The 7,656-nt window shown below is 35.8% G+C and carries 6 protein-coding genes; 4 read left to right on the forward strand and 2 right to left on the reverse strand.

The features are described 5' to 3' along the window. Nucleotides 1–182 precede the first annotated feature (182 nt). Nucleotides 183–986: a polyphosphate kinase 2 family protein gene (locus KI356_RS17560; RefSeq protein ID WP_212936018.1), complete on the forward strand. Its 804-nt coding sequence runs from the start codon at nucleotides 183–185 to the stop codon at nucleotides 984–986. Nucleotides 987–1,285: 299 nt separating this feature from the next. Further along, nucleotides 1,286–2,554: an MFS transporter gene (locus tag KI356_RS17565; RefSeq protein WP_212936019.1), complete on the forward strand. Its 1,269-nt coding sequence runs from the start codon at nucleotides 1,286–1,288 to the stop codon at nucleotides 2,552–2,554. 161 nt (nucleotides 2,555–2,715) lie between these two features. Here KI356_RS17565 and KI356_RS17570 read toward each other — a convergent pair whose 3' ends face one another. Continuing rightward, the gene (locus tag KI356_RS17570; RefSeq protein ID WP_128281471.1) at nucleotides 2,716–3,699 is read right to left on the reverse strand and encodes a ketoacyl-ACP synthase III; all 984 of its coding nucleotides are present in this window, start codon (nucleotides 3,697–3,699) and stop codon (nucleotides 2,716–2,718) included. Nucleotides 3,700–3,879: 180 nt separating this feature from the next. Between KI356_RS17570 and KI356_RS17575 the strand changes: the two genes are divergently transcribed. After that, on the forward strand, nucleotides 3,880–4,431 hold the full coding sequence (locus KI356_RS17575) for a cobalamin biosynthesis protein CbiN (RefSeq protein WP_212936020.1): 552 nt from the start codon (nucleotides 3,880–3,882) through the stop codon (nucleotides 4,429–4,431). A 481-nt stretch (nucleotides 4,432–4,912) separates the two neighbouring features. Continuing rightward, nucleotides 4,913–6,172 (forward strand): GTPase HflX, encoded by a 1,260-nt coding sequence (gene hflX, locus KI356_RS17580; RefSeq protein ID WP_212936021.1) that lies wholly within the window; start codon nucleotides 4,913–4,915, stop codon nucleotides 6,170–6,172. 41 nt (nucleotides 6,173–6,213) lie between these two features. On the opposite strand, the gene KI356_RS17585 is transcribed toward hflX, so the two are convergent. Then, a partial coding sequence (locus tag KI356_RS17585; protein WP_212936022.1) for a peptide ABC transporter substrate-binding protein occupies nucleotides 6,214–7,656 on the reverse strand: 1,443 nt, incomplete at its 5' end.

A 7,656-nucleotide genomic window follows, 5' to 3' on the forward strand; every position in this document is an offset into this window, starting at 1 on the left:
TAAGGGGAATTAGATAAGGAAGCTGTGTAGAGATTTTTCTACACAGCATTTTTTTGTGTCTAGCGTTCAATTACATATGTTTGTTGGTACGTATATCGCGCCTTTGTATCAATTTATTAAACTAAAGATGTAGAGTGAATATGTTAAAATAATATTGTCATACAACAAGGGGGAATTGTTTTATGGAAAATGGACATCTTGCTAAAGTGGATTTAACGAAAAGAATTGAATCGAAATCTAAATACAATAAGAAGCTCGAAAAATATCAAATGCGTTTATTGGCACTACAGCAAATTTTAAAAGAAGAAAAAATAGCTGTTATGCTTGTTATGGAAGGCTGGGATGCAGCAGGTAAAGGCGGAGCAATTAAGCGAGTGACGGAACATCTTGATCCGCGTGGATTCCAAGTGAATCCAATTGGCGCGCCTGCTCCTCATGAAAAACGGTATCATTATTTGCAACGTTTTTGGCGGAAACTTCCTCAGTACGGGCAAATTACTATTTTTGATCGCTCATGGTATGGCCGTGTGTTAGTTGAACGTGTGGAAGGCTTTGCTACGAAAGAAGAGTGGAAGAGAGCGTATAATGAGATTAACGATTTTGAAAAACTATTAACAGATGATCATTACATAATAGGGAAGTTTTTCTACCATATTAGTAAAGATGAACAGTTAAAGAGGTTTAAAGATAGAGAGAAAAATCCTTTGAAAAGATGGAAAATAACAGACGAAGATTGGCGTAACCGTGAAAAATGGGACGATTATGTTGAAGCAACGGAAGAAATGTTTGAAAAAACAAGTAAGCCAAATGCTAATTGGCATATTATCGAAAGTAACGATAAATTGTATGCTCGTTTGAAAACGTTAAAAATTATTATTTCATTAGTTGAGGAGTATTTCTTAGAGCATGGTATAGAATTGCCTTCTTATTATTATGAAATGAAAGATGACATTGAAATTTTACAAAATGTAGATGTTAAAGCATAAATACATGACGAGAGCTGTCCTGTAAGTTGATGAAACTAAATTATGGGGCAGTTTTTCTATTTAGAAAACGATGAATTGTTATTAAGGGGAGAGAAAGTTTCAGAGCAGAAATCGCGCGGAAACAAGATAAACTACCTTCTGAATATAAATTTAAAATTCCAGAAATTTTTTGAGGATATGAAGGCATATCTGTATTTTGATGAGATGAAATAAAGTAACAACTACTATAATTATTGAATAGGAGACAATAATTATAGTACATTAGCAAAGGGGAGTTATTATATAAAGTAGGTGAGGAATTGTTAGATAAAGCGGGGACTTTAATAAGTAATCGTATGTATACGGAAGAAGAGCAACAAAGTTTATATAAACGAACGTTAATAATTGTAAGCATTTCACAAATGTTCGGCGGGGCGGGGTTAGCCGCTGGAATTACAGTAGGTGCACTTCTTGCGCAGCAAATGCTTGGAACAGATGCATACGCAGGATTACCTACAGCTATGTTTACGTTGGGATCTGCGTTAGCGGCATTCATAGTAGGAAAGCTTTCGCAGCGATATGGACGCCGAGTAGGACTTGCAACAGGATTTATGGTAGGGGGACTTGGGGCTATTGGAGTAGTAATAGCAGCTGTAACAAATAGTATTATGATTTTACTTATTTCTTTGCTCGTTTATGGTGCGGGCACAGCTACGAATTTACAAGCTCGTTATGCAGGTACAGATTTAGCAGGTAAGAAGCAACGAGCAACCGCTGTTAGTATTACTATGGTAATGACGACTTTTGGTGCAGTTGCGGGACCGAATCTAGTAGGGGTAATGGGGGAGTTTGCTAATTCACTTGGAATTCCTAAACTTGCTGGTCCGTTCATATTATCGGCAGCAGCTTTTATGTTAGCAGGTCTTGTACTATTCATAATGCTTCGTCCAGATCCATTAATTATTGCTAACATAATAGAAAAATATAAACAGGAACATACATATAAAGGACAGTTAATAACTGAAGAAGTGATAGAAAATAAACGAGGCATTACTGTTGGAGCAATTGTTATGATACTTACTCAAATAGTGATGGTTGCGATTATGACGATGACGCCAGTTCACATGGGACACCATGGTCATGGATTAAGTGAAGTAGGTCTTGTGATTGGTTTTCATGTAGGTGCAATGTATCTTCCATCTCTCGTTACGGGAATGTTAATTGATAAAATTGGCCGAACTACGATGAGTATAGCTGGTGGGGTGATTTTACTTGCAGCGGGTGTCATAGCTGCGATAGCACCGAGTGATTCTTTACTATTATTAATTGTTGCTCTTTCTTTACTTGGATTAGGATGGAATCTCGGATTGATTAGTGGTACAGCACAAATCGTTGATTCCACAACTCCTTCTACACGTGCTAAAACACAAGGGAAAATAGATGTTTTTATTGCGCTAGCAGGAGCTTCAGGTGGAGCGATGTCAGGAATGGTAGTAGCTAATTCAAGTTATGCGGCATTATCATTAGCGGGAGGGGCTGTAGCCTTACTGCTTATTCCAGTTGTGATATGGTCTCGGACAGGTAAATAAAATGAGCTGTTTTCAAAGTAAGGTAATAGACCTTTGAAAACAGCTTTTTTGTGATTAGCTCTAGTTCGAATCGTTGATATATTTTGAGCTAGGATAGATATATTCAGAAAACCATTAATATAATTTCATTTACCCTAATGTTAGTTGTATAAAAGGGAATTTTAGTTTGAATACCACTCCACAATAAGCCCTAAATGCGTAAGGCCACCGCCAAATCCGTATAGTAAAAGTGTATCTCCGTTAATTAATTTCCCTTCTTTTCTAGCTAAATCTAAAGCGAGTGGAATGGAGACGGAAGATGTATTCCCCATGAATTCCACACTCGTTAATGTTTTTTGCATTGGAATTTGAGATTTCTCACAAATAGATTCGATCATTCGTAAGTTAGCGCTGTGTGGTATGAACCAGTCTATATCATGTACTTGCATGTTTGCGGTATGTAATAATTTTTTTATACCTGCTGGTACCGTGCGTGTAGCCCATTTATATACTTCTCTTCCGTTTTGAATGATTTTTTCATTTGCTTGCAGTGGTGTGCCATTCATAGTAGTAGATAAATTTGTTCTGTACAGATGAATGCCGCCTTCCCCATTTGTTCCCATATGGGTAGCGATAAAGCTTGGTTTGTTTTCGTCTTTTTCTAATAAAATAGCTCCAGCACCATCTCCAAACAAAATACAGGTTGTTCTATCTGTATAGTCTGTTACTTTAGATAATGTTTCAGTCGCTATGACAAGTACTTTTTGATGTGATCCAGAAGTGATTAAGCTATTACCGACATGCAGTCCGTATGTGAAACCAGCGCAAGTCGCATTTAAATCAAAAGCTAGTGTATGAGGTATGTTGAAGTATTGTTGTATTTGGCAAGCAACACTAGGGAAAGCGTAGTCAGCAGTAGTTGTAGCGACGATGATACAGTCGATATCTTCTAAGTTTTTCTTATAAGTTGTACATAAGTTTTCGATTGCTTTAATGGCTAAGTGTGAGGAGTATTCGTCTTCGCCTGCAATTCTTCTTTCCTTCATTCCTGTTCTTTGTACAATCCATTCATCATTCGTATCAATCATCTTCTCTAAATCGTTATTAGATAATATTTGATCTGGAACATAAGTACCAATTGCGGTAATACGAGATTTAGAATGCATAGGAACATCTCCTAACTTATTTTTATAACCTGATACTAATATCAGGTTATAAAAATGTCAATAAAGACTTTTATTGTATTGAAACGATAATGCTTAACTTACTATGAAGGAATTTGACGAGTGGTGTAAAAATAATATACGAGAAGCTTCTAAAATTGATAATGAAGGAAGTTGAGCTCCTTGAAAAGAATTTTGCACATGTTGCCCGTTGTCATTATTTGTAGCTTTATTCTTATTGTTTTTCCAGATAAATCTTATGCTTGTGACTGTATGAAAAAATCTCCAGAGGATGCATTTCAAAAAAATGATGTAGTGTTTGAGGGGAAAGTAATTGAGGTTAGAAGTGAAGAGGGGGTTGAAACTAAAGTGTTATTTGAGGTGAAGAATATTTGGAAAGGGACAAGTTCTTCACAAGTTATTATAAATACAAATTTGGGTACCTGTACATTTCGTTTTGTAGAGGGGGGAGAGTATCTAGTCTTTTCTTCTTATAAAGGGGAGAAAAATTTAGAGACATCTATTTGCAGTGGAACGAAGAGATTAGATGAGGCAGAGATTGAGAAAAATGCTTTAAGTCATATTGCAAAAGAGTCTGTTCCATCGAAGAAGGTGAATTTAAGAGGGGATATGGCTAACGGTTTAAGTTGGTGGAAAGTTGCTATCATTTCTATAGGTGTGTTATTAATAATTGCTTTTGTTATTGTTTTTGTGAGAAGACAGCGCAAAAAATGACGATTAAAGTAAAAATACAAAGATTTTCTTTCTGTTTCTATAGGTGGTTTAATCTTGTGAAAGCGAATTACTTATGCTACACTTTATGTAACTTAAAATGAACGGAGGGGCTTCCTTTGATCTTAATCAGATTACGTCTCAATACTTTGTGCCAATAATTGAATAGCGCTCAAAGGCTCTGTCTGTGTACAGAGTGAACGGGATTGGTCTGCCTATTTTAAAGGAACCCTTTATTAAGCTTATATGTGAAAAGAGGGAGGGACGAATACGCCCTCTTTTTGTTTTGCCTTTAAAAATAGAATGGGATAGTATAGGTGAACACTTGTTGTGAATACGTATATTATCTTGGGACTTATTGACTATGAGATAGGATGAAAGTATAACTTTCTCCTATTTCTTTGGTGAACCCTTATCCGTTTACGAAAGCACAGGCAGTGACCTGTGCTTTTTATTTACGTAATCGAAATGGAGGAAAAAATATATGGAAGAATTATTACAAAGAGCAGTATTAGTTGGAGTAAATTTAGGTAATGAAGCTGATTTTGCATATTCGATGGAAGAGTTAGCAAATCTTACGGAAGCTTGTGATGTGGAAGTAATCGGTCAAGTGACGCAAAATTTACAACGAGTAAATCCGTCGCATTATATTGGAAAAGGGAAGATTGAAGAAGTAGCAGCGTATGTGAAAGAAGTAGATGCAAATATGGTCATCTTTAATGATGAATTATCTCCTTCACAAATTCGAAATTTAGAAGAGGATTTAGATTGTAAAGTAATTGATCGTACCATTTTAATTTTAGATATTTTTGCGCAGCGTGCGAAAACGAAAGAAGCACAGTTACAAGTAGAGGTGGCCCATCTTCAGTACATGATGCCTCGTTTAATCGGTCTTCGTGAATCGTTAGGAAGACAGAGCGGCGGAGTTGGTACGAAAAATAAAGGTGTCGGTGAGAAGAAGTTGGAACTAGATCGTCGTAAAATTGAAGAGCAAATTGCAGCTCTAAATAAAGAATTAGAAGCACTTGTTGCACAGCGCCAAACGCAGCGTAAACAACGTAAGAAAAATGAAATTCCGGTTGTGTCATTAGTAGGATATACGAATGCAGGTAAATCAACGATAATGAATACAATGCTTGAAATTTTTAATGGTACTGTAGAGAAACAAGTATTTGAAAAAGATATGTTATTTGCGACGTTAGAGACATCTGTACGAAATATTGATTTGCCAGATAATAAATCATTTTTATTAACGGATACAGTTGGATTTGTAAGTAAATTACCGCATCATCTTGTGAAAGCATTCCGTTCAACGCTAGAGGAAGTGGCGGAAGCAGATTTACTCATTCACGTTGTAGATTACTCAAATCCCAATTATGAGCAATTAATTGATATTACAAATGAAACGTTAAAGAAAATTGGCGTGGAAAATATCCCGACGATTTATGCATACAACAAATCAGATATGGTAGATGTTGAAATTCCGAAAGTGCAAGAAGATCGCGTTTATCTATCTGCGAAGAAACATGTTGGAATTGAAGAGCTTGTAGAAATGGTTCGCTCACACATTTATAAAGAGTATACGAAGTGTGAAATGTTAATTCCATATGATCAAGGGCAGGTAGTTTCGTATTTCAACAATCACGCACACGTTTTATCAACGAGTTATGAAAACGAAGGTACGAAAATTGCACTAGAATGTAAGACGAGTGATTACGAGAAGTATAAGCGTTTTGCTATTTAATAGAAAAGGCGATCCTAATATGTTTTAGGATCGCCTTTTTCTTATTCGTTGATAGAGGACCATTTATAAGAGTAAATTCCTGCAAATGGACGAATTACAACACCTTTTACTGTTGGGCGTTCTAAATATACAAGCCCTGATTGGAAGATTGGAGCAATGGCCGCATCATCTTCAAGTAATATTTTCTCAGCATCTTGGAACGCTTTCCAACGTGCTGGTAAGTCAGTTACTAAAGTGGAACTCGTTTTTTCAATTAATTCATCGTATTGTTTGTTTGAATAGCTCATTTTATTAAAAGGTCCATCTGTGACGAACATGTTTAAAAATGTTGTAGGATCAGGATAGTCTGGTCCCCATGTAGAAAGTGAAATTTCATAGTCACCATTTCCTTCACGATCTAGAAACGCTTTTACTGGAAGCGGTTGTAACGTGATTTTTAATCCCGGTAAGTTTTTCTCAAGTTCGCCCTTTAAAAACTCGCTAATTTTTTTATCGTTAGATTCATCCGTTGTTATGATTGAAAGAGAAGCGTTTTGTAAATTTGTTTCTTTTTTCGCAGTGTCCCATAGTGTTTTTGCTTCTTTCACATTTGTTTCTACTTTTACATTACTTGTGCTGCGAAAATCTTTATCGTCAGGTCCTTTTACGAATCCTTTTGGAACGAAGGCATTCGCAGGTATGGAACCGTTATTTAAAATTGTTGTTGCGATTCCTTGTTTATCAAAAGCAAGTGAAATAGCTTTTCGAGCGTTTTTGTTTGCTAGTAAAGGATTCTTTTGACTAAATCGGAAAAATGTCATAGAAGGACGCTCCATTTTCTTTAAGCTCGGATCCTTTTGATATTTATCTACAAACTCTGAATTTATCGTAATACGGTCTACTTGTTTACTTTCGAATAAATTAACAGCTGTTGAAGTATCTTTTACGATATTTACATTAATTTCATTCAATTTTACATTTTTATTATCCCAGTAGTTCGGATTTTTCGTCATTTTGTAACTTGTATCATGTTTCCATTCACTTAATTGGAATGGTCCGTTATAAACTACATTTGCAGCTTCAAGTCCGTAATTTTTCCCTTGAGTTTCTACTACCTTTTGATTTTGAGGATAAAATGTTGCAAATCCCATTAACCCTAAAAAGTATGGTACAGGATGCTCTAACTGTACTTCTAACGTTTTATCGTCAATTGCTTTTACACCAAATGAGTCGATTGGTAATTCTTTTTTATTTATTTTTTCAGCGTTTTTAATATCAAACATAATATGTGCGTATTCAGAAGCCGTTTCTGGATTTACTGCACGTTTCCATGCATATTCAAAATCATGAGCAGTAACTGGATCACCATTTGACCATTTTGAATCGTGTAATTTGAATGTATATGTTTTTCCGTCTTCACTTAGTTTGTACGATTCAGCTGCACCAGGAACAGGTTTGTTATCAGGTCCAGGCATATATAAACCTTCCATTACGTTGTTTAAAGC

Origin of the sequence: Bacillus hominis (assembly GCF_018332515.1) — a bacterium.
GTDB classification, from domain to species: Bacteria; Bacillota; Bacilli; order Bacillales; family Bacillaceae_G; genus Bacillus_A; species Bacillus_A hominis.

Bases quoted from the DNA above. Each gene is read 5' to 3' on its own strand.
- KI356_RS17560 (WP_212936018.1), top strand. From the start codon at position 183: ATGGAAAATGGACATCTTGCTAAAGTGGATTTAACGAAAAGAATTGAA.
- KI356_RS17570 (WP_128281471.1), bottom strand. From the start codon at position 3,699: ATGCATTCTAAATCTCGTATTACCGCAATTGGTACTTATGTTCCAGAT.
- hflX (WP_212936021.1), top strand. From the start codon at position 4,913: ATGGAAGAATTATTACAAAGAGCAGTATTAGTTGGAGTAAATTTAGGT.